At 29.5% G+C, this 24199-nt stretch carries 21 protein-coding genes and 1 pseudogene; 19 read left to right on the forward strand and 3 right to left on the reverse strand.

Annotation, left to right across the window (positions count from 1 at the left end):
- Nucleotides 1-12 precede the first annotated feature (12 nt).
- The 9 genes from dxs to hfq all read left to right on the forward strand — a co-directional run bounded on the left by dxs (nt 13) and on the right by hfq (nt 8399).
- Nucleotides 13-1890, forward strand: a complete 1878-nt coding sequence (gene dxs / locus F553_RS0105585) for a 1-deoxy-D-xylulose-5-phosphate synthase (protein WP_018999327.1) — start codon at nt 13-15, stop codon at nt 1888-1890.
- Between the two features lie 17 nt (nt 1891-1907).
- Nucleotides 1908-2717, forward strand: coding sequence for a TlyA family RNA methyltransferase (locus F553_RS0105590; RefSeq protein ID WP_018999328.1), 810 nt, complete (start codon nt 1908-1910; stop codon nt 2715-2717).
- A 14-nt stretch (nt 2718-2731) separates the two neighbouring features.
- Complete coding sequence (locus F553_RS0105595) at nt 2732-3586, forward strand: NAD(+)/NADH kinase (protein WP_015562223.1); 855 nt, start codon at nt 2732-2734, stop codon at nt 3584-3586.
- A 47-nt stretch (nt 3587-3633) separates the two neighbouring features.
- Entirely contained in the window at nt 3634-4224 is a 591-nt protein-coding gene (gene mnmM / locus F553_RS0105600) for a tRNA 5-(aminomethyl)-2-thiouridylate-methyltransferase MnmM (protein ID WP_018999329.1), read from the forward strand.
- The gene (gene argR, locus F553_RS0105605; protein WP_008537864.1) at nt 4221-4673 is read left to right on the forward strand and encodes an arginine repressor; all 453 of its coding nucleotides are present in this window, start codon (nt 4221-4223) and stop codon (nt 4671-4673) included. Before mnmM ends, argR begins: the two co-directional genes overlap by 4 nt.
- A gap of 14 nt (nt 4674-4687) precedes the next feature.
- Nucleotides 4688-6394 carry a DNA repair protein RecN gene (gene recN / locus F553_RS0105610; RefSeq protein WP_018999330.1) on the forward strand — a complete coding sequence of 569 codons (1707 nt, stop codon included), beginning with the start codon at nt 4688-4690 and terminating at the stop codon, nt 6392-6394.
- Nucleotides 6395-6415: 21 nt separating this feature from the next.
- Nucleotides 6416-7093 carry a metal-dependent hydrolase gene (locus F553_RS0105615; RefSeq protein WP_018999331.1) on the forward strand — a complete coding sequence of 226 codons (678 nt, stop codon included), beginning with the start codon at nt 6416-6418 and terminating at the stop codon, nt 7091-7093.
- 1 nt (nt 7094) lies between these two features.
- Nucleotides 7095-8039: a tRNA (adenosine(37)-N6)-dimethylallyltransferase MiaA gene (gene miaA / locus F553_RS0105620; RefSeq protein ID WP_018999332.1), complete on the forward strand. Its 945-nt coding sequence runs from the start codon at nt 7095-7097 to the stop codon at nt 8037-8039.
- 102 nt (nt 8040-8141) lie between these two features.
- The gene (gene hfq, locus F553_RS0105625) at nt 8142-8399 is read left to right on the forward strand and encodes an RNA chaperone Hfq (RefSeq protein WP_008537868.1); all 258 of its coding nucleotides are present in this window, start codon (nt 8142-8144) and stop codon (nt 8397-8399) included.
- A 64-nt stretch (nt 8400-8463) separates the two neighbouring features.
- Here the strand turns inward: hfq and F553_RS0105630 are convergent, their stop codons facing one another.
- The gene (locus F553_RS0105630; RefSeq protein WP_018999333.1) at nt 8464-9342 is read right to left on the reverse strand and encodes an AraC family transcriptional regulator; all 879 of its coding nucleotides are present in this window, start codon (nt 9340-9342) and stop codon (nt 8464-8466) included.
- A 218-nt stretch (nt 9343-9560) separates the two neighbouring features.
- Here F553_RS0105630 and F553_RS0105635 point away from each other — a divergent pair, with 218 nt between their 5' ends.
- The 7 genes and pseudogenes from F553_RS0105635 to F553_RS12745 form a co-directional block, all read left to right on the forward strand.
- Nucleotides 9561-11354, forward strand: coding sequence for an L-fucose isomerase (locus tag F553_RS0105635; protein ID WP_018999334.1), 1794 nt, complete (start codon nt 9561-9563; stop codon nt 11352-11354).
- Nucleotides 11355-11393: 39 nt separating this feature from the next.
- Entirely contained in the window at nt 11394-12077 is a 684-nt protein-coding gene (locus tag F553_RS0105640) for a class II aldolase/adducin family protein (RefSeq protein WP_008540268.1), read from the forward strand.
- A 226-nt stretch (nt 12078-12303) separates the two neighbouring features.
- Complete coding sequence (locus F553_RS0105645; RefSeq protein ID WP_018999335.1) at nt 12304-13779, forward strand: rhamnulokinase; 1476 nt, start codon at nt 12304-12306, stop codon at nt 13777-13779.
- Nucleotides 13773-14213, forward strand: a complete 441-nt coding sequence (locus tag F553_RS0105650; protein WP_018999336.1) for an RbsD/FucU family protein — start codon at nt 13773-13775, stop codon at nt 14211-14213. The genes F553_RS0105645 and F553_RS0105650 overlap by 7 nt, the downstream gene beginning before the upstream one ends.
- A gap of 46 nt (nt 14214-14259) precedes the next feature.
- Complete coding sequence (fucP, locus tag F553_RS0105655) at nt 14260-15603, forward strand: L-fucose:H+ symporter permease (protein ID WP_018999337.1); 1344 nt, start codon at nt 14260-14262, stop codon at nt 15601-15603.
- A gap of 31 nt (nt 15604-15634) precedes the next feature.
- Nucleotides 15635-16231 (forward strand): cytidylate kinase-like family protein, encoded by a 597-nt coding sequence (locus tag F553_RS0105660; protein ID WP_008537874.1) that lies wholly within the window; start codon nt 15635-15637, stop codon nt 16229-16231.
- A 1148-nt stretch (nt 16232-17379) separates the two neighbouring features.
- Nucleotides 17380-17824: pseudogene (locus F553_RS12745) on the forward strand (IS30 family transposase); the annotation flags it as partial.
- Nucleotides 17825-17905: 81 nt separating this feature from the next.
- On the opposite strand, the gene F553_RS0105680 reads toward F553_RS12745, so the two are convergent.
- A complete protein-coding gene (locus tag F553_RS0105680) occupies nt 17906-19102 on the reverse strand; it encodes a tyrosine-type recombinase/integrase (RefSeq protein ID WP_018999340.1) in 1197 nt (398 codons plus the stop codon).
- 155 nt (nt 19103-19257) lie between these two features.
- Between F553_RS0105680 and F553_RS0105685 the strand changes: the two genes are divergently transcribed.
- Genes F553_RS0105685 through F553_RS11725 form a run of 3 tightly spaced genes read left to right on the forward strand, consistent with a single transcriptional unit; the run spans nt 19258 to nt 22701 of the window.
- Nucleotides 19258-21411 (forward strand): ATP-binding protein, encoded by a 2154-nt coding sequence (locus F553_RS0105685; protein ID WP_018999341.1) that lies wholly within the window; start codon nt 19258-19260, stop codon nt 21409-21411.
- A complete protein-coding gene (locus F553_RS0105690) occupies nt 21408-22031 on the forward strand; it encodes a hypothetical protein (protein WP_018999342.1) in 624 nt (207 codons plus the stop codon). The genes F553_RS0105685 and F553_RS0105690 overlap by 4 nt, the downstream gene beginning before the upstream one ends.
- Nucleotides 22015-22701 carry an HNH endonuclease gene (locus F553_RS11725; RefSeq protein WP_018999343.1) on the forward strand — a complete coding sequence of 229 codons (687 nt, stop codon included), beginning with the start codon at nt 22015-22017 and terminating at the stop codon, nt 22699-22701. Before F553_RS0105690 ends, F553_RS11725 begins: the two co-directional genes overlap by 17 nt.
- 33 nt (nt 22702-22734) lie before the next feature.
- Here F553_RS11725 and F553_RS0105700 read toward each other — a convergent pair whose 3' ends face one another.
- Nucleotides 22735-24156, reverse strand: a complete 1422-nt coding sequence (locus tag F553_RS0105700; RefSeq protein ID WP_018999344.1) for an Eco57I restriction-modification methylase domain-containing protein — start codon at nt 24154-24156, stop codon at nt 22735-22737.
- Between the last annotated feature and the right edge of the window lie 43 nt (nt 24157-24199).

The following is a 24199-nucleotide window of genomic DNA, read 5'->3' on the forward strand; positions in this document are numbered from 1 at the left end:
AGAGTGTTATATATGAATATTTTAGAGCAAATACATTCTCCGGCAGAGCTAAAATATTTATCTGAAACTCAGTTAGAAATTGTAGCCACGCAAATTAGAGAATTAATTATAAAAACAGTAGCTCAAAATGGCGGTCATTTAGCTCCTTGTTTAGGAACAGTAGAACTTACTTTAGCTTTGCATAAAGTCTTTTCTTGTCCACGAGATAAATTTGTTTGGGACGTTGGTCATCAGGCATATGCACATAAAATTTTAACTGGCAGATTAGAAAAATTTTCCACATTACGACAAAAAGATGGCATAACAGGTTTTCCAAATCGCTTTGAAAGTGAATATGATGCATTTGGTGTGGGTCATGCGAGTACATCAATTTCAGCGGCATTAGGTATGGCAGTTGCTCGTGATTTAGACAATGAAGATTATAATGTAATTGCTATTATTGGTGATGGCGCTTTGACTGGTGGCGAAGCTTTTGAGGGCTTGAATAATGCAGGAATGTCTAAGCGTAAACTAATAGTCATTTTAAATGATAATGAAATGTCTATTTCACAAAATGTAGGTGCGTTATCAGAGTATTTATCACTTATTCGCATTGATGAAAAGTATAAACGTGCCAAAAAAGATATTCAGCGTATTTTGGGTAATATACCGAAAATAGGTGGTTCTGTTTTAAAAACAGCTAATTATGTAAAAGATGGTGTAAAAAATGCCATTGTTCCTGGTGGTATTTTTGAAGCTTTAGGTTTTAATTATATCGGAGCATTAAATGGTCATAGTTTAACTGATTTGATAAATGTTTTTGAAAAAGTTAAAGCAAATATTGATGGCCCAGTACTCATTCATGTGCAGACTAAAAAAGGTCATGGCTATTTACCAGCAGAAAATAATCCATCTAAATTCCATGGTATTGGTAAATTTGATGTATTGACAGGACTACCTATAGCTTCTAATAGCATTGTACCTACGTATACTGCTGTTTTTAGTAGAGCATTGATAGATTTAGCCGCCAAAAATAAAAATATAACAGCGATTACAGCAGCTATGCCATCAGGCACAGGCTTACAAAAATTTGCTGATGTTTACCCTAAGAGATTTTTTGATGTAGGTATCGCAGAAGAACATGCTGTAACATTTGCTGGTGGTCAAGCTTGTATTGGTAAACGACCATTTGTAGCATTATATTCAACTTTTGCTCAACGTGCTTATGATCAGGTTATCCATGATATATGTTTACAAAAATTACCAGTAGTATTTTGTTTAGATAGGGCAGGGCTTGTTGGTGAAGATGGCCCAACTCATCATGGTGTATTTGATATAGCATATATGCGTCAAATACCAAATATGGTAGTTATGGCACCAAAAGATGAAAATGAACTTCGTCAAATGGTATTTAGTGCAGTGGAATATAATTGTCCATGTAGCATACGTTATCCGCGAGGTAATGCTTGTGGTGTTCCAATTGAAGAAGATGTAGAGATTTTACCTTTAGGCAAAGGCGAAATTTTACAAGATAAGGAAAATGCTACAGTAGCAATAATCTCTGTTGGTTCAATGGTAAAAGAAGCTATGGTAGCTAGTGAAAAATTATCATTAGAAAATATAAATTGTAGCGTTATTAATGCTCGCTTTATAAAACCATTAGATGAAGAATTAATTTTAAATATAGCTAAAAAAGTAAAATACGTAGTAACGATTGAAGAAGGTATTTTAGCTGGCGGTTTTGGCAGTGCTATTTTAGAATTATTAAATCAAAATAAAATATATAAACCAGTAATTCGCATGGGTATACCAGATGAATTTATAGAACAAGGTACACGTAGTGAATTATTGAAAGAATGTAAATTAACAAGTGAAGATATAATACAAACAATAAAAGATTTTGAAGAATAGAAATAGGTGTGAAGTTAATGGCAAAAAAACGTTTAGATGTGATGTTAACAGAACAAAATTTAGTATCTAGTCGAGAACGTGCAAAAACAACTATAATGGCAGGCTTAGTATTAGTTAATGGTCAAAAAATAGATAAACCAGGAACTATGGTAAAAGAAGATGCTGTTATCCGTGTTTTAGGTGATAGCATAGGATATGTAAGCCGTGGAGGTTTAAAATTAGCGAAAGCCATCCAAGAATTTAAATTAGATTTAACAGATTTAGTTGTAGCAGATATTGGCGCTTCAACAGGTGGTTTTACAGATTGTTCTTTACAAAATGGAGCAAAAAAAGTTTTTGCTATAGATGTAGGCTATGGACAATTAGCATGGTCATTACGTACAGATGAACGTGTAGTGAATATGGAAAGAACAAACATTCGCTATGTTACACCAGAAGATATAGGTGAACCTATAAACTTTGCTTCTATCGACGTAGCTTTTATCTCTTTAGATAAAGTTTTACCTGTAGCTAAAACTTTACTTAGCGATGATGGTAAAATAGTTGCTTTAATAAAACCTCAATTTGAAGCAGGAAAAGATAAAGTAGGTAAAAAAGGCGTAGTTCGTGAAGCTAGTGTACATGAAGAAGTAATCAAAAAAATCGTAGATTTAAGTACACAATTAGAATTTGCACCTAGAGAATTGACATATTCTCCAGTAAAAGGGCCAGAAGGAAATATTGAATATTTAATTTTATTAGATTTAGATAAACAACATCAAAGTAATATTGATGACAATTTGATAAAAGATATTGTACAAAAAGCACATGCACAATTAGATAAATAGGGGGACAATATTTAATGAGAATAGCTATTTATCCTAATGTAACTAAATCAGGAGCTGGGGAGATTTTAGAAAGAGTAATAAAATTTGCTAATCAATATAATATTGAATTATTATTACCGCCAAAAGAAGGTAAATTTTTCTATCATGAAGAATTAATCAATCAAAACATTGAAAAAGAATATATTGATATGGCGATTAGCATCGGTGGAGATGGTACTTTATTAGGTCTTTGTAGAAGACTGGCTAAAAATGGTATACCTGTATGTGGTATTAATATTGGACATTTAGGATTTTTAGCAGATATTGAACCAGGAGAAATTGAAGCCAAACTGACAAAAATCATCAATAGACAATATAAAATAGAAGAGCGATTAATGTTGTCTGCATATATAAAAAGACAAGGGAAAATAAACTATATTGGCAGTGCTGTAAATGATGTAGTTGTAAGTAAATGCGGTGTATCACGTATGCTACATTTTGGTGTAGCTATCAATGATTATATGGTAACAAATTATAAAGCTGATGGATTGATAATATCGACTCCTACAGGCTCAACAGCATATTCTCTATCTGCTGGTGGGCCAATTGTAAATCCTAAAGTAAAAGGAATTATATTGACACCAATATGCCCACATTCTTGTTTCATTCGCCCTATGGTTATTGATGAAAGTGAAAAAGTCGCTTTGAATATCATTAATATCATTAGCATGACAAAGCGAAGCGTAAACTTAACATTAGATGGACAAGAAGGCGTTGATATTGAGCCAGATGATGAAATTATAATTGAAAAAGCGAATTTTCCAGCACAGATAGTTAGATTTGAAGATAAAAATTTCTATCAAACATTTATGAATAAACTCTGTTTATAAGCGATAGATTTTTATTTTAAATTATAATAAAAAAAGAGGAATTTTCCATGCAAAAGCTCAGTAACTCAATTCAGTTAGCACATTGCTTATTAAAAAATAGATTAAATGAAGCAAAAATAATAGTTGATGCTACAGCTGGAAATGGCAATGATACACTGTTTCTAGCTCAAAATGCCTTAAATAATGCTCAGATATATGCATTTGATATCCAAAAAGAAGCTATAGAAAATACAAAAGCTTTATTAATAAAAAATAAAGATAATATAAATTTACCACTAGAAAATATATCATTTATTCATGATTCACATGAACATATTGATAACTATATACAGACAAAAATAGATATAGCTATCTTTAATCTGGGATATTTACCAGGTGGAGATCATAAATTCACGACAAAAGACGATACAACATTAAAGACCATAGATAAAATCTTAAACAATTTAAATATAAATGGTTATGTTGCAATTGTTATGTATCCAGGTCATGAAAAAGGCTTAAAAGAGTATCAGTCTATAAAACTATTTGTAAAGGATTTACCTAAAAAATCTTTTACAGTAGGTTGGTATAAAATGATAAATCATAATTTTAATGCTCCAGCATTATGTTGGATTGAGAAAGTTGGTGAATATGCATGAAAGCTACACGCCATGCAAGAATTAAGGAAATTATTGAACACTCCGTTATTGAAACACAAGAAGAATTAGCAAATGCTCTAAGAGAACAACATATAGTAGTAACACAAGCTACTGTTTCTCGTGATATTAAAGAATTAATGCTAATAAAAGTTCCTACAGGTGATGGAAGATATCGTTATGCTTATCCTACAGATAAGGAATTGATGTATTCTAAAAATCGCTTATTAAATTTATTTAGAGATTCTGTAGTTGGTTTGAACTTCAGTGAAAATATCATTGTAGTAAAAACTCTTCCTGGTGCAGCTAATGCAGTAGCTTCTACTTTAGATTATGCTAAATGGCCTGAAATCATAGGTACAGTAGCAGGTGATGATAATATTTTTATAGTAGTAAAACCTATATCTGCTGTAGAAGATATAATGAAAAGATTACAGGATATGCTTAATTAATTCGGGGGATATTCATGTTAAAAACACTATCAATTTGGAATTTTGCTTTGATTGAGCATGTACAAATAGATTTTGATAAAGGTCTTAATATTCTTACTGGTGAAACAGGTGCTGGTAAATCTATTTTATTAGGTGCCTTGGGTATGGTTATTGGACGAAGAACAAATATTGATGCTATTCGCAGTGGTTGTGAATTTATGCGAGTAGAAGCTGTTTTTACTTTGGATAATAATTTAGTCAAAGATTTTTTAACTAAATATAATATCTTGGTTGAAGATGATGATTTAATCATAACTAGACAGATAAATATAAATGGTAAAAATAGCGTACAGATTAATAATTGTCATACGACAATGGCTATTTTACGCCAACTAGGTGAGTTATTAGTAGATATACATGGTCAACATGCTAATCAGGCATTACTAAAACCTATAAAGCAATTATCACTTATTGATATGTATGATGGCGATGCTATTCAAAAGCAAAAAAAAGCGTATTTAGAAAAATATTATCAGTGGTTACAAATAAAACAAAAATTAGCTGATAGTAAAATAAATACACAAGAAATGGCTCAACGATTAGATATGCTAAAATGGCAAATTAATGAGATTGAAAATGCTAAATTGACTTTAGATGAAGATGAAAAATTAGAGTCTGAAATAAAAGTCTTAGCTAATGCAGAAAAGATATCATTATTGACACAAGATGCATATAAATTGCTTTATGAAGGCGAAAATGGTAAATTTGCTATTTTAAGTTCATTGAGTCAAGTGCGCAAGGATTTAGAAAACTTAGCTCAATATGACGAAAATATGGCTAAAGTTCATCAAATATTAGATGAAGCTTATTTCCAAATACAAGATAGTGCAGATGAAATCCGCAATTATGGTGAAAGTATAGATTATAATCCTCAAAAGTTAGATATGATGCAATCTCGATTGAATGATATCGACAAGCTGAAAAGAAAATATGGCAATACTATTGAGGAAATATTGAATTATTTAGCTAAAGCAAAAGAGGAATTGACCTATATTGAAAATTATGATGATAATCTTGCCAAACTAGAACAAGAATTATCTTTATTAGCAAAAGATGTATCCCAAGAAGCCTTAATTTTGCATGAATTACGTCAAAAAAGTGCCAAAGCTTTAGAAATGGCAATCATGAAAGAATTAGTTTCTTTATCTATGGCTGATGCGAAACTCGTCATAAATTTAACCTTGAATAATGATTTCACTGAAAATGGAGCAGATGATGTGGAAGTTTTATTTTCTGCTAATTTAGGTGAAGATTTAAAATCCTTAGCTAAAATCGTTTCAGGTGGGGAATTGTCTCGTATTGCTTTAGCTTTAAAAACTATTACCGCAAAAAAAGATGATATTGATTTGATGGTATTTGATGAGGTGGATACAGGTGTTGGCGGAAAAACAGCTCAAATGATGGCTGAAAAAATTGCTCGCATTGCCCTATATAGACAAGTTATATGTATCACTCATTTACCACAGATTGCAGCGATGGCAGATGCTCATTTTTATATCAGTAAAGAAACTAAAAATAATAAAACCTTTACTACCATTGATGAAATTAATTATGATGCTAAACTCGCTGAAATTGCTAGAATGTCATCAGGCATAGATTTAACACAAGCTTCACTTGAAAATGCTGAAGAAATGTTGACTAATGCTAGAAAGCGAAAAGAATTATTACATTTTGATGAATAAATTCAGAGAAGGTGATTTTAAATGATTAAATTTAAATATTATGGACATGCTTGTTTCTTGCTTGAAACAGATAATGAAAAATTATTATTTGACCCATTTTTGACAGGAAACCCCGTAGCAAGTATTTCTGCTGATGAAGTAGAATGCGATTATATTTTATTAACTCATGCTCATGGAGACCATTATGGAGATGCTACACAGATTGCACAAAAAACAGGTGCAAAAGTTATTTCTACTCCAGAAGTTTTGACAAAATTACCAAGTGATTATGAAAATGTTCATGGTATGAATTTAGGTGGTTCTTTTACTTTCCCATTTGGTATAGTAACTATGGTGCCTGCATTGCATAGTGCAGGCGTAGAAGGTGGAATACCTTGTGGTTTTGTAATTAAGTTCAATGATGATACTGTAGTTTATTTCGCTGGTGATACAGCTTTATTTAGCGATATGGCTCTTATCGGCGAAAAACAACAAATTGATTATGCTATTTTACCAATTGGCAGTAATTATACTATGGACGCTAAAGATGCAGCTAAAGCTGTTCAATTATTGAATGCAAAGCATGCTATTCCTGTTCACTATAATACATGGCCTGTTGTTGCTGAAAATCCTGAAGCTTTTAAATCATATGCAGAAAGTATTTCACATGCTAGCGTAGATATCGTGCCTGTTGGTTCATCTTTGGATTTAGTAAAATAAGATGGAAAAATTAAAATTAATCGTTATTTTAGGGCCAACTGCTGTAGGCAAAACAAATCTTAGCATAGCTTTAGCTCAAAAGTTATCCACAGAAATAATCTCTGGCGATAGTATGTTAGTATATAAGGGTTTTGATATAGGTACGGCTAAACCTACATTAGAAGAAATGAAGGGAATAAAACATCATATCATTGATATTTTAGAGCCTTGGGAAAATTTTAATGTAAGTGATTTTCATGATAAGGTTAAACCTTTAATTGAACAGATAAATAATGAAGGGAAAATTCCTATTTTAGCTGGCGGTACAGGCTTATATGTAAAATCCTTGCTTGAAGGCTATATTTTTAACGAAACTTCTGGCGATGTTGAATATAGGAAGCATTTAGAAAAACTAGCAAGCGAACATGGCAAAGAATATGTTTATAAAATGTTACAAGAAGTAGACCCACAGACGGCTCAAAGATTGCATATTAATAATTTCAATCGCATTATTCGTGCTTTAGAGGTATATCATTTAGGTAAAGAGCAGATTTCACAAAAAAATCATTATGAATTGACAGGTGAATTAATTTATGATGCCTATATTGTAGGTTTGAACCGCAGTCGTCAAAATTTATATGATAGAATTAATCAACGCGTTGATATTATGATGGACTGTGGATTTGTAGATGAAGTAAAATCTCTACTACAAAATGGCGCGAAGATTGATTGGCAATCCATGAAAGGAATTGGCTATCGAGAAATCGCTAGTTATTTAAATGGAGATATTGATTTAGATACTGCTGTTTATGAAATGAAAAAAGCTACTCGTCATTTTGCTAAACGACAGTTTACATGGTATAAGAAAATGCCATATATTTCTTGGTATGATGTAGAGCATTTAAGTGAAGATGAATTGTTAGCTACTGTATTGACTGATTGCAAGGCACATTTTAATATCTTATAATAATTGACATATAATTTTATTATTGAGATAATAAAAGCACTATAAATAAACTAATTAAATTAGTTAAGAAAAGAATTATATTTTAATTGGAGGACCCTTAAGATGCCAAACAAAACAATAAATTTACAAGATGTTTTTTTAAATCAAGTGAGAAAAGAAAATGTAGGAGTTATTATCCATTTAACAAATGGCTTCCAATTACGTGGAAATGTAAAAGGTTTTGATAATTTCACAGTTATTTTGGATTCTGCTGGAAAACAGATGATGGTTTATAAACATGCTATTTCTACTATTAGCCCTTTACAGCCATTGAAAAATTCTTTTCAAGATAATAAAAGAACAGAAACTGTTAGCGAATAATAATGATTTTATTAAATAAAAAAGCTCTTATTAACTTTGATTATAAGGTTAATAAGAGCTTTTTCTATTTATTGGTTAATTCAAAATAAGATTTGATGTATTTATTTGGTGTTGTATTTTTGTATTTACGGAATGTTTTTATAAAGTAAGATAAATCATTAAATCCACAACTATAAGCTATATCAGTGATAGATTGGTCTTTATCACTGATTAATTTACTGCAAGCACATTCAATTCGATAATAATTTAAATAGGCAATAGGTGTTTTATTAGTCATACTTTGGAAAAATCGGCAAAAATACTTCGGTGATAATCCAGAAGTATTAGCTAAATCTTCTAAAGTTAATGGTTGACTATATGAAGTTTCAATAAGATGAAATGCCTTTTTCAATTTGTGAATGTTTTTCTGATTACTACTTATAAAATTTGTAAAAGATTTTGTATAGAGGTTGTGTTTTAAAACTAAACCAAAGAAATTAAATAAACAGCCAAGTACGATAAATTCATATCCATTTGGTTTTGCTTTTAGAGCATCAAATATAGTCCATATAGTGCGGTGAATATCGGTATATTCATTATTAAAGTAACTATTGATAATTAAATGATGTTCAAAAAATTTTTGAAGAATATTTTTATCACCTACATTTGTTTCAAATAATTTCTTATCAAATACCATACATTCGTATATAGTATTTTCTAAAAAAGCTTTTCCTCCATGAACACAACCATCTGTGATAAAAATTATATCTCCGGCATTAGCTATATATTCATTCTCATCTATAGAAATTACAATTTTTCCTTCTAATACACGAATAATTTCATATTGAATATGCCAATGATATGGCATATTATAGCGTGGATGATGATTAGTTACATAATGATATTCTACAGGAAATGAAAAATTACCACGTTCTCTTTGTTCATTATAACTATCACGTTTCATAATTTATTCTCCTAATAAAATTTTATATTATTATTATACTTATATTTCTAAAAATGTAAAGTTTCATACAATTTTTAAAAAGTGAATATTATTATATTTTTAGTGATAATATAACAAGTATTATTAATATTTAGTTGTTATAATTTAATCATGAAATAAACAACAAACCAAAACATAAAATAAATATATTAAAAATATTTCTTAGGAGGAATTTTACAATGGCAACAAACAGATTAATTGGAGATTATCCTGTAATTGGTATCCGCCCTACAATTGACGGACGTAGAGGCGTTTTAAAAGTTAGAGAATCTTTAGAAGAACAAACTATGGGCATGGCAAAAGCTGCTGCTAAATTATTTACAGAAAACCTCAAATATTCTAATGGTGAACCAGTAAAAGTAGTTATCGCTGATACAACAATTGGTCGTGTGCCAGAAAGTGCTGCTTGTGCAGAAAAATTCAAAAAAGAAGGTGTAGATATCACTTTAACAGTAACTCCTTGCTGGTGCTATGGTTCTGAAACAATGGATATGGACCCAAAAACAATCAAAGGCGTTTGGGGTTTTAACGGTACTGAACGTCCTGGTGCTGTATATCTTGCTTCTGTGCTTGCAAGCCATGCGCAAAAAGGTCTTCCAGCTTTTGGTATTTATGGTCATGATGTACAAAATGCAGATGCTACAGAAATTCCGGAAGATGTTAAAGAAAAACTTTTAAGATTTGGTCGCGCAGCTGTAGCTGTTGCTACAATGAGAGGCAAATCTTACTTACAAATTGGTTCTATTTGTATGGGTATTGCAGGTTCTATTATTAGTACAGAATTTTTTGAGGAATATCTTGGTATGAGAGTTGAATCTGTAGATGAAGTTGAAATTATCCGTCGTATGACAGAAGGTATTTATGACCATGCAGAATTTGAAAAAGCTTTAAAATGGACTAAAGAAAACTGCAAACAAGGCTTTGATAAAAACCCAGATTTTTGCCGTAAAACAGATGCTGAAAAAGAAGAAGCTTGGGAATTTGTTGTAAAAATGATGTGTATCATTAAAGACCTTTACAATGGTAATAAAAACTTACCAGAAGGTTGCGAAGAAGAACAATTAGGTCATAATGCAATCGCTGGTGGTTTCCAAGGTCAAAGACAATGGACAGACTTCTATCCAAACTGCGACTTCCCAGAAGCAATGATGAACTCTTCCTTCGACTGGAATGGTGCAAGAGAACCATATGTACTTGCTACAGAAAATGATACATTAAACGGCGTAGGTATGCTCTTTGGTAAATTATTAACAAATACTGCACAGATCTTCGCTGACGTTAGAACATACTGGAGCCCTGAAGCAGTTAAACAGGCTACTGGTTATGAATTAGAAGGCGTTGCTAAAGAATCCAAAGGATTTATTCACTTAATCAACTCCGGTGCTGCTTGTATCGATGCTTGTGGTGAAGCAAAAGATGAAAATGGTAATGGCGTAATTAAACCATTCTGGGAAATGACTGAAAAAGACCAAAAAGCTTGCCTCGATGCAACTGAATGGTGCCCTGCTGATAATGGTTATTTCAGAGGTGGCGGATTTAGCTCCCGTTTCTTAACAAATAGCGAAATGCCTGTAACTATGGTTCGTTTAAATCTTGTAAAAGGCTTAGGCCCTGTATTACAGATTGCAGAAGGTTGGACTGTAAAATTACCAGATGAAGTATCTGATAAACTCTGGAAACGTACTGACTACACTTGGCCTTGCACTTGGTTTGCTCCACGTTTAACTGGTGAAGGTGCATTCAAATCTGCTTATGATGTAATGAATAACTGGGGTGCAAATCACGGTGCTATCAGCTATGGTCATATCGGTGCAGACCTCATTACATTATGCTCTATGCTCAGAATTCCTGTATGCATGCATAACGTTCCTGAAGATAAAATCTTCCGTCCTGCTGCTTGGAATGCTTTTGGTATGGATAAAGAAGGTCAAGACTATAGAGCTTGCAAAAACTATGGTCCTTTATATAAATAATTAGGATATAATATAGATTAATTGGAGGAGCTTATTATTATGGCTTACGAAGAAATAAAAGAACAGATATGCGATATTTGTCATAAAATGTGGCAATTAGGTTGGGTTGCTGCTAATGATGGTAATATAACAGTAAAATTAGATGATGGTACTTTCCTTGCTACACCAACAGGAATTAGCAAAAGTTTCATCACTCCTGAAAAATTAGTACGTATTAATGCAGAAGGCGAAATTTTAGAAGCTAATGAAGGATATAGACCATCTTCTGAAATCAAAATGCATTTACGTTGTTATGCTGACCGTGAAGATGTAGGTGCAGTGCTTCACGCACATCCCCCAACAGCTACTGGCTTTGCTGTAGCTCATGTACCTTTAGATAGATATGATATGATTGAAACAGTAGTAGCATTAGGTTCTATTCCTATCACCCCTTATGGAACACCTTCTACTTACGAGGTACCTGAAGCTATTGCACCTTACATTCAAGAACATGATGCTGTATTATTAGAAAATCACGGTGCATTAACTGTTGGTTCTAATTTGGTGGAAGCTTATTACAAAATGGAAACATTAGAATTATTTGCTAAAATCAACTTAAATGCTTATCTTTTAGGTGGACCAAAAGAAATTTCTCGTGAAAATATTGATAAACTCATCAACTTACGCAGCTACTATGGCGTAAAAGGCAGACACCCAGGTTATAAACATTATAAAGAAGACTAATTATTTACGAACAGCCCAATATATCATTGGGCTGTTTTTTTTATATATATTAACTTTAAACATTATGTATTATTTTGTTAATTTATTTTGTTTTATGATTTTATATAAAATTTTCAAATAATTTATTAAAAGTGAATATTATTCTATTTTTGGTGATAATATAACAAGATTTAATATCTAGGTGTTGATATAATAAGGTTAAAAGTTAACAGTGAGGAGTGAAAACATGAAAAAAGATGTTAAGGTTTTAGCCTTAGATTTTGGAGCTTCTAGTGGTAGAGCTATCATTGGTAGTTTTGATGGTGAAAAAATTTCTTTAAAAGAAATACATCGCTTCACAAATGATCCTGTGATTTTACTAGATACTATGTACTGGGATGTATTAAGATTATTTCATGATATAAAGATTGGTTTGATTAAAGCAAAACAAGAAGGTGAAATAAAAAGCCTAGGTATAGATACATGGGGCGTGGATTTTGGTCTTTTAAATAAAGATGGCAAACTTTTAGAAAATCCTGTTCATTATAGAGATGCTAGAACAAAAGGTATGATGGAAAAAGTTTTTGCTAAATTGGATAAAGATACTGTTTATAGCATTACAGGTAACCAATTTATGGAATTAAATACTCTTTTCCAATTGATGGCATTGAAAGAAAATCAACCTGAATTATTGCAAAAAGCTGAAACTTTATTATTAATGCCGGATTTATTAAATTATTTCTTATCTAATGAAAAATGTACGGAATATACAATAGCATCCACAACTCAATTATTAGATGCTAAAAACAAAACTTGGTCTTCAGAAATTATTGAAAATTTGGATTTACCGAAAAATATATTCACCAAAATCGTTCAACCAGGAACAAAAATTGGTAAGTTGAGTAAACAAATCAGTGAAGAATTAGGAATAAATGAAATAGATGTAATTGCTGTAGCAGGACATGATACTCAATCAGCTATGGTAGCAGTACCAACTCAAGAAGATGATTTTATATTCTTATCTTGTGGTACATGGTCCTTATTAGGAACAGAATTAAAAACACCTATAATCAACGAAACTTCCGCAAGTTTGAATATTACTAATGAAGGCGGAGCAGATAATAAAACTTCCTTCTTAAAAAATATCATCGGATTGTGGCTCATTCAAGAAAGTCGCCGTCAATGGATTAGAGAAGGTAAAGAATATGGCTTCGGTGAACTCGAACAGATGGCTAGTAAAGTGGGCATGATAAATTCCTTTATTGATACAGATAATGAAGAATTTATTCCAGCAGGTAATATTCCAAAACGAATTCAAGAATATTGCAAACGCACAGGTCAATACGTTCCTCAAAATGAAGCAGAAATCGTTCGTTGTATAGATCAGAGTTTAGCTGTTAAATACAGATTTGCTTTAGAACAAATTGAAATGGCTACTGGCAAAAAATATGATACCTTAAACATCATTGGTGGCGGTATCCAAAGTAAATTATTATGTCAATTAACAGCTGATGTTTGTGGTAGAAAAGTAGTGGCAGGCCCTGTAGAAGCTACAGTAATGGGAAATATTGCACTTCAGTTAATGGCATTAGGTGAAATAAAAGATATCAAAGAAGCACGCAAGATAATTGCTAATTCTGAAAATGTTACTGTTTATGAACCTCAAAAAGATGAAAATTGGGATGAAATATATAAAAATGTTAAGGAGAGTCTATTATGTTAAAAAATATTCCTAAAATATTATCACCTGAATTATTAAAAGTACTTTGTGAAATGGGTCATAGCGATAGAATTGTTATCGCTGATGGAAATTTTCCAGCAGAGTCCATGGGTAAAAATGCAATAGTAATCAGATGTGATGGTCATGGTGTTCCTGAATTATTAGATGCAATTTTAAAAGTTTTCCCATTAGATATTTATGTTGATAAACCTGTTAATCTCATGGAAGTAATGCCTGGTGATACAGTAGAAACTCCTATTTGGGATACTTATAAAGAAATCGTAGCTAAACATGATGAACGTGGAGCAAATGCTATCGGCAATATTGAAAGATTTGCTTTCTACAAAGAAGCAAAAACAGCTTATGCTATTATCGCTACAAGTGAAAAAGCTCTTTATGCTAATATCATGTTGCAAAAAGGTGTTGTAGTAGATTAATTATGTGATTTTTGTTCGTGTATAAATATTTAAGAGAGGTTTTATCATGGAAAATAATGCAAATACATTAAGCGAAAAAAATGTTGCAAATAATAGCAACAGTATACCAGTAGTTCCTGCCCAATATAGAATTTATTTCTTCTTACTTGTATCTTGTTTTGCTCTTTGGGGTATGTTAAATAACATGAATGATACTTTAGTTCCTGCTTTTGCTAAAATCTTTATGATTAAAGCAGTTGATTCTTCCTTAGTACAAGTTGCTTTCTATGGAGCGTATGCTGTACTCGCTATGCCAGCAGCCTTTATTGTTAGAAAATATTCTTATCGTGTTGGTGTTTTAGTAGGTCTTGGTTTTTATATGATAGGTGCATTTGGTTATATCCCAGCAGCTTTATTACAAAGTTATAATTTATTCTTAATATCAATCTTTATCTTAGCTAGTGGTTTATCTGTATTAGAAACAACATGTAATCCATTCGTATTATCTTTAGGTGCTCCAGAAACAAGTGTTCGTAGATTGAACTTTGCCCAAGCATTCAACCCTGTAGGTTCAATGGCTGGCTTATTTTTAGCTAAATATTTAATATTAGCAAATTTAAATCCTGCTGATTTAGATGAAAGATTACTTATGTCATCTGAACAACTTGCAGAAATACGACATACAGAACTTTTCTGGGTGTGTGTTCCTTATGTTGGTTTGATTTTAATTGCATTTATCATTTGGGTTATTTTCTTTAGAAGTAAATTAAATGAAAAAGATGGTCGTGTAGCAATGACTGTTATTGAAGCTTTTAAAAAGTTATTTTCTAATCCTCGATATTATTGTGGTGTTATCACTCAGTTCTTCTATGTAGGTGTACAGATTGCAGTTTGGACATGGACTATCAAATATATAATGATTACTAAAGGTTTGGTAGAACATGAAGCTGTAGATTATTTCATTGTAGCAATGGTTTTATTTATTATTTTTAGATGGATATGTGTATATCTAATGAAGTATTTTGTTCCTGCAAAAATGATGGCTGTATTTGCTTTGGCAGGTATTTTATGTTGTTTAGGTACAATATATATTAAAGGAGATTTTTCTGTATATTGTTTAATTGCAATTTCTGGTTGCATGAGCTTAATGTTCCCAACAATTTATGGTATTGCTCTTCGTGGTCTCGGTGCTGAAGTAAAATTCGGTGCAGCAGGTTTAATCATGGCTATCTTAGGTGGTGCAATAATCACTCCTATCATGGGTTGGTTAGTTGACTCTAGTGCATTAAGCTTCATGGTTAGTGGTTTCTCCGCAGCAGAAGCAGCTATTAGAACAGCATTCTATTTACCTGTAGTATGTTTTGCAGTTGTTTTAGGATATTCTTTAGTTTTCCGCAAAACAAATGATTAATTAATAAATAATTTTGAAAGAGGGTCTTTTTGTGAAAAATAATGTTATAGCAATCAGTCGTCAATATGGTAGTGGCGGTCGTGAACTCGCAAATATTTTAGCTGAAAAATTAGGTTATAAATTATATGATAGACAAATCGTGCATATGGCTGCTGCTCAATTAGGTATTAGTGGCATGAGTGAAAGTCAATTAAAAGAATTTGAAGATAATGTGCCACCACTTTCTCTTAAATTCATGCCATTTTACATTTTTGGTATGAGCGGTGCTAAGCCAATGAACCATAAAATGTTTGAACAAGAATCTGAAATTATTCGCCGTTTAGCTAAAGATGGTAATTGCATTATTCTTGGTAGATGTGCAGATGCTGTTTTACAAGGCAATGAAAATGTATGTTCTGTATTTGTTTGTGCAAATGATGAATATCGTGAAGAACGCGGTAGAACAGTATATGATGGAAAATCTGTTATTGAATTAAATCAAGAAGATGCTAAAAGAGCTGAGTATTATGCTTATTATACAGGCAAAGAATGGGGAAATCCTAAAAATTATGATTTAAGTGTTAATACTAGCCATAAATCCCTTGAAGATATTGCAGATGTAATTATTGAATATATCAATAAAAAATAAATCTCTCAATAAAGAAAAAAGATAGACAGAAAATCTTCTGTCTATCTTTTTTTATTTAGATAAAAAATAAAGCTTCTACAAAAGCGGTCAGTAGAAGCAAGTATTTTAGGGATTAATGTAGTTTGTTACTATTATATTTTTATATTTATCTAGTTTAATTATATAAGGATAAATATTATTTTGTCAATATATAATTAAGTTAGATGACTATACTTTTTATTAATAAAGAATAGAGAAGGAAGATATTTAATTTATATATTTTATTTTTATTAAATAAAAATGCTTAATATTACACACATTATATAAATTGATTATTTTTTATTTTATTAATGTATTAATATATTTTTTATGGCACTTATATGACACTAAAATGGCACCGCATAACTTATTACTTTGTAGTAATAAGTTATTTTTTTATAGATTTTTCAATTTCATCAAGAATTTTATTATTAGCACTATCTATAAGAGCTAGAAATCCTGTATTTTTAGCTCTTACCCATTCACTAGTAGTTGTAGAGATTTCTTTTTCTTCTTCGTCAAGTCTCTAACTTCTTTTTCAAGCTCATCAAAATTTAAATTTTTATTTTTTCATCAGCTAACAAAGAACGGATTGCTTCTTTTTTTTGTAAAATTTCTTCTAATCGTTTATTCATTGTATTTTCCTTTCTGAATATCTTAAAAATGGGTACAAAAAAGCACCTTCTTAGGTGCTTAACTAATAAATTTATGTTATACTATTTTCGTTACTCAACTCCAATCTGGTAACAGAGAGGAGGTGCATATAATGAATTTCACTGATATTGTTGTGCTTATTATGGTAAATGTAATCTCTTACTTCATTTACAAATGGATAGATAAGCACTTTTTTGAGTAACTATCCTAACGCTCCAGCATTAGCGTAATAATGTAAAAACCCTTAGGAACTACCACTTCCTAAGGGTTTTGTGCATTATAATGAACTTCACTGTTTCTATAATTAGTATAACATATCTTGTGATTTTTGCAATATAAAACACAAAACCCTTTTATAAATACGTCATATACTGTGCTATAAACTTTTTTTAAATTCACTAGCAGACATCATTGGATTGGAATACAAACTTAATAAATAATTCAACCTATCATTAAGCACATTTTTTATTTTTCCATTATCCTTTAGACCAAAAGATGTAAAAAGTAGAAGAATTTTTGGACAATGGGAGCTAGATACCATAATATCTAGTAGCGGAAAATCTAAGGCTTGTTTAGCAACATTTATAGAAAGAAAAACAAAGTTTTATGTGGTAATAAAAATAAAAGATAGAACAGTCCCATCAATGCTAAAAGCAATAAAAAAGTTAGTGAAAGTACTACCAAAAAAGGCATTAAAAACATTCACAACAGATAGAAGAAAAGAATTTGCATGTTACAAAGAAGTAGAAAAATTAAATATAAAAGTATATTTTGCAGATGCTTATGCAGCATGGCAAAGAGGTAGCAACGAAAATTCAAGATGATTTAATAGAAAAATTAATATTATTAAATAGTAGACCAAAAAGAATTGTCGCACTTGGATTGACAATTTTAAAGACATTGACAATATTTATTGTATAAAAGCTTGAAAGTAGCTATATATTAGGATTTTTGGTAAATATTGCCAATGTCTTTTTTTATTTTAGTGCCATTTTGGTGCCATTATAAGTTTTCTACTATTCTATTGAATTTATGAAGATAGTTTTCTTTAGTTGTTTTAGTTATATGAAGATAAATTTCTTCTGTTATTTTAGTGCTTGCATGACCTAGTCTTTCAGTGATTACTGGTAGAGGTACACCAGCTTCAGCCAATAAAGATACATGTGTATGGCGGAACAAATGTGGATGAATGTATAAAGCGTTTATTTTTTTAGCAATTCTTGTAACCCACCAGTAAACATTTTGTCTAGCCAACGGCTGACCAGGATACTTGAAAGATGAAAAGATAAAATTGTATTGTAGTTGATCCCATGTTGGTGATTGAAGTTTAAATTCTAAGAATTGTTTTCGATACGATTTTAGTATCGAAGCTAGTTTATCTGAAATTAGTACATCTCTAATACTAGATTTTGATTTAGGTGTTTGTAATACCCAATCTAATGCACCAGGACAGAATAAATCATGGCGGATATGAATAATATTGTTTTCAAAATCAATATTTTCCCATTGAAGTCCTAATACTTCACCTATACGCATACCTGTATAGAGCATAATTAAGCTGATTGTATAATAAGGGAAAGCATATTTATCAGATTTAGCTTGAATGAAAAACTTTTCTAAATCATCTTTTTCGATATAAAGAATTTTATTAGCATCAACTAAAATTTGAGCTTCCTTTTCTTTTGCAGAATATCTAGAGATACTAAGATTTTCACATGGATTAGCAGATAATATCTTTTCTACTTTTATTGCATGTGTAAACACCGCTTTTAAAATATTAAAAGTTTCTATAACAACTCGTCTACTTAATTTTTGTTTAATAAACATATGCTTTATAAATAAATGACATTTTTGAGGCGTAACATCTACTAACTTAACATCACTGCTAAAGAAGCAATCTATTCTACGAAGTATAGATTCTATATGCCATGCCGTAGATTGTTTTACAAAACCACGATGATATTCTAACCAAACATTCCACATAAAATAATGTAGTGTTATGCTTGTATTTTGTTTGATTACTTTGCCAGATAGAGCAGCAGCTTCTAGTTCTAAAGCAGCTTTTTCTGCATCTTTGCGTCTAGTAAAACCTCCACGTTTTATACGATTGCGTTTACCTGTATTATCTTTTCCTAGTTCTATGGTAAAGTAATAGGAAAAACCTTTTGTCTTGGTTTTTTGTTTATAAATTCTAGCCATAGTTAAACTCCTTAACTATGCTTATATTACACACAGTTTTAGTATGTAAGAAAAAAAGCTTTTTGTCAAAAACAATATTTATAATAAGGTATTAGATTGCAAAAGAATTTTTAATCTATTATAATGAAAAAAAATAACAATAGGAGTTATTTACTATGGAGAATTTAAAATATGTTGTTGAGGATAAAACAATTGCTCAATTATTAGGCGTTCAAAATTTCAATAATAAAGAATCAGCTGTTTTAGAATTAGTTAAGAATGCTTATGATGCTAATGCTAAAAATCTGATTATTTCAATAACTAAAAATAAAATAGTTTTCGAAGATGATGGAATTGGCATGAATGAAGAAATTATTCGAAAAAATTGGATGCATGTAGGAAGAAGTGATAAAGATTATAGTATAGGAACAGATGAAAATACACGTGTATTGGCAGGCTCTAAAGGAATAGGTAGATTTGCTTTAGCTAGACTAGGAGAAAATGCATCTTTACATAGTAAAAAGAAAGACTGCAAAGCTATTTTATGGAAAACAGACTGGAATGAATCTATTTTAGACTTTGAAGAAAATACATCATTAGACATAGGTACAATAATTGAAATAACAAATTTAAGAGATAACTGGACTGAAAAATCTATAAAAATTTTATCAGATTATTTATCAATAACATATAATGATAGTAAAATGTGTATACAAATTAAATCGGAAAAAGAAACATATCAAGTAATACCGTATTATAAATCTCCTCAAATAGGGAAAAATTATACAAGTTATATATTTTTAGAATATGATAGTAATAATATGCAATTAATATGTTCAGTTGAAAATGATGAATTTAAAGAAGAAGCTAAAAAATTTTGTCCAAATATAGATTTAGTATCATATAAACAATCAATTAATATTAAAGATGAATTAATGGGAGATAAAGATATTGATTATGATGATAATCATTTAGAAACTTTTTTAACATATTTAGGTGATTTTTCAGCTGACTTATATTTTTCATTAAAATCATCTACAAATAAGGATATGGAAGCTTTTCTTTATAAATATAAGGATTTACCAGATCGATATGAAAAAGGTGTTGTATTATATCGTAATGCATTTGGAATATCTTCATATGAAGGAGATAAAGATTGGTTAGGCTTTGGAAAAAGAAGTAGAAAATCTCCAGCAGCAGCAACACATCCTACAGGCGCTTGGAGAGTAAGGGAAAATCAAATTTCAGGAAAAGTACTCATTGATAAAAAAGAAAATTATATGTTACAGGAGCTATCAAATAGACAAGGAATAAATGAAAATGAGTATTATAAATTATTTTTAAAAATTATAAGCATAGGTGTAAGTATATTTGAACGATATAGACAAAGTATTATAAGAGCTATTAATAAAAAAAATAAAATAACATATAGTACTTCTAATAAAACGACAAATATAGTTCCTAAGGTAATAAAAGAGCCTGATATTATAAAAGAATTTACGAAAGAAGAAGTGCAAAATTTTGTTAATGAAATTGAAAATATAACAAAAGAATCCGATAAAAATAAGCAAGATAAAGAAGCTACCGAGAAAAGATATAAATATGATGTTAGAATATTAAATGTATTAGCTACATCAGGACTTAAAGCTACATCTATAGCTCATGAATTAAAAAATGATAGAAATAATATAGATGTTAATTATAAATATATTGTAGATGCATTAAAAGATTATAATATGTGGGATGAATTAAATTTACCTGAAAATACTAAATATGTATATAATAATGTACCTCATTTATTAGCACAAAATAAGCATATAAATAATAAAATCTTAACATTTATGAATATAATGCTTGAAGAAATAGAAAAAAATAGATATTTATCTAAAGAACAAAGTATTTTTAAAATATTAGAATATATATCTAAAAATTGGAAGCATGATTATGCTTGTTTAAATATAAAATTAGATGTAGATGAAAATTTATACTTTAATATATCTGAAGATATATTTTTTGTTATTTTTGATAATTTAATATTAAATACTATTCAACAAAATCAAAGTCTAACAAATATAAATATATCTATAGTAGTAAAAAAAGAATCTAATAAATTAAGTATAATATATCAAGATGATGGAAAAGGTCTTCCTGAAAAATATGTAAATGATCCAATGCGTATATTAGGAGTACATGAAACTTCACGTAAAGATGGTCATGGATTAGGCATGTGGATAGTCAATAATACTGTAGAAATGACTAATGGGAAGATAAAAGATATTTCAGGAAATAATGGATTTAGAATTCAATTTGAAATAGGTGATAAAATATGATTTCCAGTGTAAAAATAATTTATATTGATGATAATATGGATAGTATATTATCTAGGTTTCTTAACAAAATTTATAAAAAAAGGCTTTATACTTTAGATGATGGAAGAATTATAAAAAAAGATTATGATGAAATATTGTTTGATAATAAAAATGGATATGAAGTACTTTTTAAAGATCAAGCGATATCTAGTGCTAATATAATATTGATAGATAATCATTTATTCGAAGAATATTCTGCAACAACAGGAAAATTTTCAGGAAAACAATTTAAGATTATTCTTAGAAAATTATTTCCTTTTATAGAAGTAATAATTATAACACAAGATCCTAATTTAAAAGGAGATAATATTATTAAAAAATTTTCAGGAAAAGATACTAATGACGCAAATAAATATTATGAGGATAATCTTATACCAGTATTAGATATGGCTATAAAAAGAATTGTTGAATTTGAAGAATTAGCTGATGATTTAAGAAAAAGTGATAATGTAGATAAAGCTTTAAAAGATAAAGTTTTAGAGTCAATAGAAGGTAATAATTTATATGATGAATTAACAAAATCAGATATTGATGAATTAATACGAAGTTTTAAGGAATTAAAAGATGAATACTCAAAATAATATTAAACAATTAGATTATAGAACTGTAGATAATAATTTTATGTTAGAACAGACATCAGAAAAGAAAGAACGATTAAAGCAACAAATAAAAGATTTATCTAAAACAAAGGTAATATATAAGGTAGTTTCTAATAAAAAAAATAAAAATAATTTTTTTGAAGGTTTTGCTAATATCTATCATAGAAAATGTGCTTATTGTGGAACATCTACTGATATACAGCCGTTGGAGACCTATGAAATAGATCATTATATTTGCGAGTCATCTTTTAGGGATAAGGATCAGGGAGAAATAGAAGCAGGAAGAATAGAAAATTTAGTATTTTCTTGTCGTAATTGTAATAGATTTAAAAGTGATTTATTGATTAAAAATAATTATGTAAAATTATTAAACCCAGATGATAATTCTATTTGTAATATATTTTATAGAGATGATGAAGCTAATATAAGAATAAAAGATGAATTTATTAATGATGAATTTATTAACAAATTTTATAATAAATTAAAATTAGCAAATGAATTTAGAAGAATTGATTATTCTATATTGCAACAGCAACATTTTCTTGAAACTTTACGTAAAACAAAGAAAATAACACCTAAAATAGAGTTAACATTACTAAAAAATATCGAAATGTTGAAATCAAAAAGAAACAATTCTTTACCCCAAAAGTAAAAAGGAACAGTTAAAACACTGTTCCTTTTTATTTTAAAAATAAAAATTGTTAACATCTTTGGCGGTTATTCTAATAGATTTACCATTAGCATTAATTCCAATTTGTTGTACATACTTAAGGAAAGCATCACTTTCCAATAATTTTTTTGCTTCTGATAAAGGTTTATCTTTTATTGGAATTATAAATATACCAGAATAAGGAATGTCTTTTGTTAATAATTCATATACTTTAACCTCATTAGTTACTACGATAGAAGTTAATAGCTTTTCTTGATTTAAATGAGATAAAGCTTGTGTTCGACCATATTCAAAATATTTGACATTAGAATCGATTTTTCGTTTATTTAATCGTTCAATATTATGTTTAAAATATTTAGTAGCTTCTGGATATAGTTTTTCAAAATCATCTTCTGTATATTTGATTAATTTATCATTTATATATTGATATGGAAAAATAATTAATTCTTTACGATTTGAATTTAGACCACGAGGACTACAAGCTTCACGGATTAAATCTTTTTCTATTTTATATCCATCAACAAAAATATAATTATCCTTATAATTATAATCTTTTAAAATGAAAACTTCATTTAATAATGTGGCAACAGTTATAGAAGCTTTAAAATAATCTCCAAAACGCTTTTTATTATTAATTAACGTTTCATTTGAGAATATCCATTTATCAGATAATAGTTCTTTTTTTATTTTGATTGTTTTTTTATTTTCGATATCTTTATATGTTAAATTAGAAGAATTACTATCTTTTTTACATACTAAAATAGCAGCAGCAATAAGAGCATTTTCAAATAATTTTTTAGTAGTATAATCTAGAATAGTTGTTATATGTTTTAAGAGTATTTGTCTAAGGTTTTTGGCAAATACATTTTTAAATATACTACTAGGAATTAAATAAGCTAGAATACCATTTTTATGCAAAGCATTCAAGCTAGCTTCTATAAACGCATAACAATAATCAAATTTACCTTTATTACAGCTTTCAAAATGTTTTTTTAGATATTGGCGATCATCAATAGATAATTCTTTATAAACAATATATGGTGGATTACCAACGACAAAATCAAATTTGTTTGTCAGCTTTGTTTTAAGAAAATCTTTTTGGAAAATTTTCCAATGAACATCTTTTATATTATATGTATTAGCAATATCATCTAAATTTTTAATACATTTTTGATGATGTTTAGAATCTATTTCAAATCCATAAATATTAGTTTCTAATCCTAATTGAATTTCTGATAGAGTTTTATTTTGATTAAGTGCATCTTGGATATATCTTCTTACAACTTCTTTTAAGATATTTCCATCACCACAAGCATTCTCTAATACCTTTTTTTCAAATAGATTTTCTTTATAGCCTGCAGCATCTAATAGTTCAATAACATTTTCTGCAGGAGTAAATATTTGGCATTTATCATAATAGTTTTCAGGTTTATTCATAAGTTTTCACGCTCCTGCGAAATAATAAAAACATTATTATAAT

The sequence above is a fragment of the Megamonas rupellensis DSM 19944 genome (assembly GCF_000378365.1).
In the GTDB taxonomy this organism is placed as follows: domain Bacteria; phylum Bacillota; class Negativicutes; order Selenomonadales; family Selenomonadaceae; genus Megamonas; species Megamonas funiformis.

What these genes read in the sequence shown, in the direction of transcription:
- dxs (WP_018999327.1), top strand. Translation starts at nt 13, where the DNA reads ATGAATATTTTAGAGCAAATACATTCTCCGGCAGAGCTAAAATATTTA.
- F553_RS0105590 (WP_018999328.1), top strand. Translation starts at nt 1,908, where the DNA reads ATGGCAAAAAAACGTTTAGATGTGATGTTAACAGAACAAAATTTAGTA.
- F553_RS0105595 (WP_015562223.1), top strand. Translation starts at nt 2,732, where the DNA reads ATGAGAATAGCTATTTATCCTAATGTAACTAAATCAGGAGCTGGGGAG.
- mnmM (WP_018999329.1), top strand. Translation starts at nt 3,634, where the DNA reads ATGCAAAAGCTCAGTAACTCAATTCAGTTAGCACATTGCTTATTAAAA.
- argR (WP_008537864.1), top strand. Translation starts at nt 4,221, where the DNA reads ATGAAAGCTACACGCCATGCAAGAATTAAGGAAATTATTGAACACTCC.
- recN (WP_018999330.1), top strand. Translation starts at nt 4,688, where the DNA reads ATGTTAAAAACACTATCAATTTGGAATTTTGCTTTGATTGAGCATGTA.
- F553_RS0105615 (WP_018999331.1), top strand. Translation starts at nt 6,416, where the DNA reads ATGATTAAATTTAAATATTATGGACATGCTTGTTTCTTGCTTGAAACA.
- miaA (WP_018999332.1), top strand. Translation starts at nt 7,095, where the DNA reads ATGGAAAAATTAAAATTAATCGTTATTTTAGGGCCAACTGCTGTAGGC.
- hfq (WP_008537868.1), top strand. Translation starts at nt 8,142, where the DNA reads ATGCCAAACAAAACAATAAATTTACAAGATGTTTTTTTAAATCAAGTG.
- F553_RS0105630 (WP_018999333.1), bottom strand. Translation starts at nt 9,342, where the DNA reads ATGAAACGTGATAGTTATAATGAACAAAGAGAACGTGGTAATTTTTCA.
- F553_RS0105635 (WP_018999334.1), top strand. Translation starts at nt 9,561, where the DNA reads ATGGCAACAAACAGATTAATTGGAGATTATCCTGTAATTGGTATCCGC.
- F553_RS0105640 (WP_008540268.1), top strand. Translation starts at nt 11,394, where the DNA reads ATGGCTTACGAAGAAATAAAAGAACAGATATGCGATATTTGTCATAAA.
- F553_RS0105645 (WP_018999335.1), top strand. Translation starts at nt 12,304, where the DNA reads ATGAAAAAAGATGTTAAGGTTTTAGCCTTAGATTTTGGAGCTTCTAGT.
- F553_RS0105650 (WP_018999336.1), top strand. Translation starts at nt 13,773, where the DNA reads ATGTTAAAAAATATTCCTAAAATATTATCACCTGAATTATTAAAAGTA.
- fucP (WP_018999337.1), top strand. Translation starts at nt 14,260, where the DNA reads ATGGAAAATAATGCAAATACATTAAGCGAAAAAAATGTTGCAAATAAT.
- F553_RS0105680 (WP_018999340.1), bottom strand. Translation starts at nt 19,102, where the DNA reads ATGGCTAGAATTTATAAACAAAAAACCAAGACAAAAGGTTTTTCCTAT.
- F553_RS0105685 (WP_018999341.1), top strand. Translation starts at nt 19,258, where the DNA reads ATGGAGAATTTAAAATATGTTGTTGAGGATAAAACAATTGCTCAATTA.
- F553_RS0105690 (WP_018999342.1), top strand. Translation starts at nt 21,408, where the DNA reads ATGATTTCCAGTGTAAAAATAATTTATATTGATGATAATATGGATAGT.
- F553_RS11725 (WP_018999343.1), top strand. Translation starts at nt 22,015, where the DNA reads ATGAATACTCAAAATAATATTAAACAATTAGATTATAGAACTGTAGAT.
- F553_RS0105700 (WP_018999344.1), bottom strand. Translation starts at nt 24,156, where the DNA reads ATGAATAAACCTGAAAACTATTATGATAAATGCCAAATATTTACTCCT.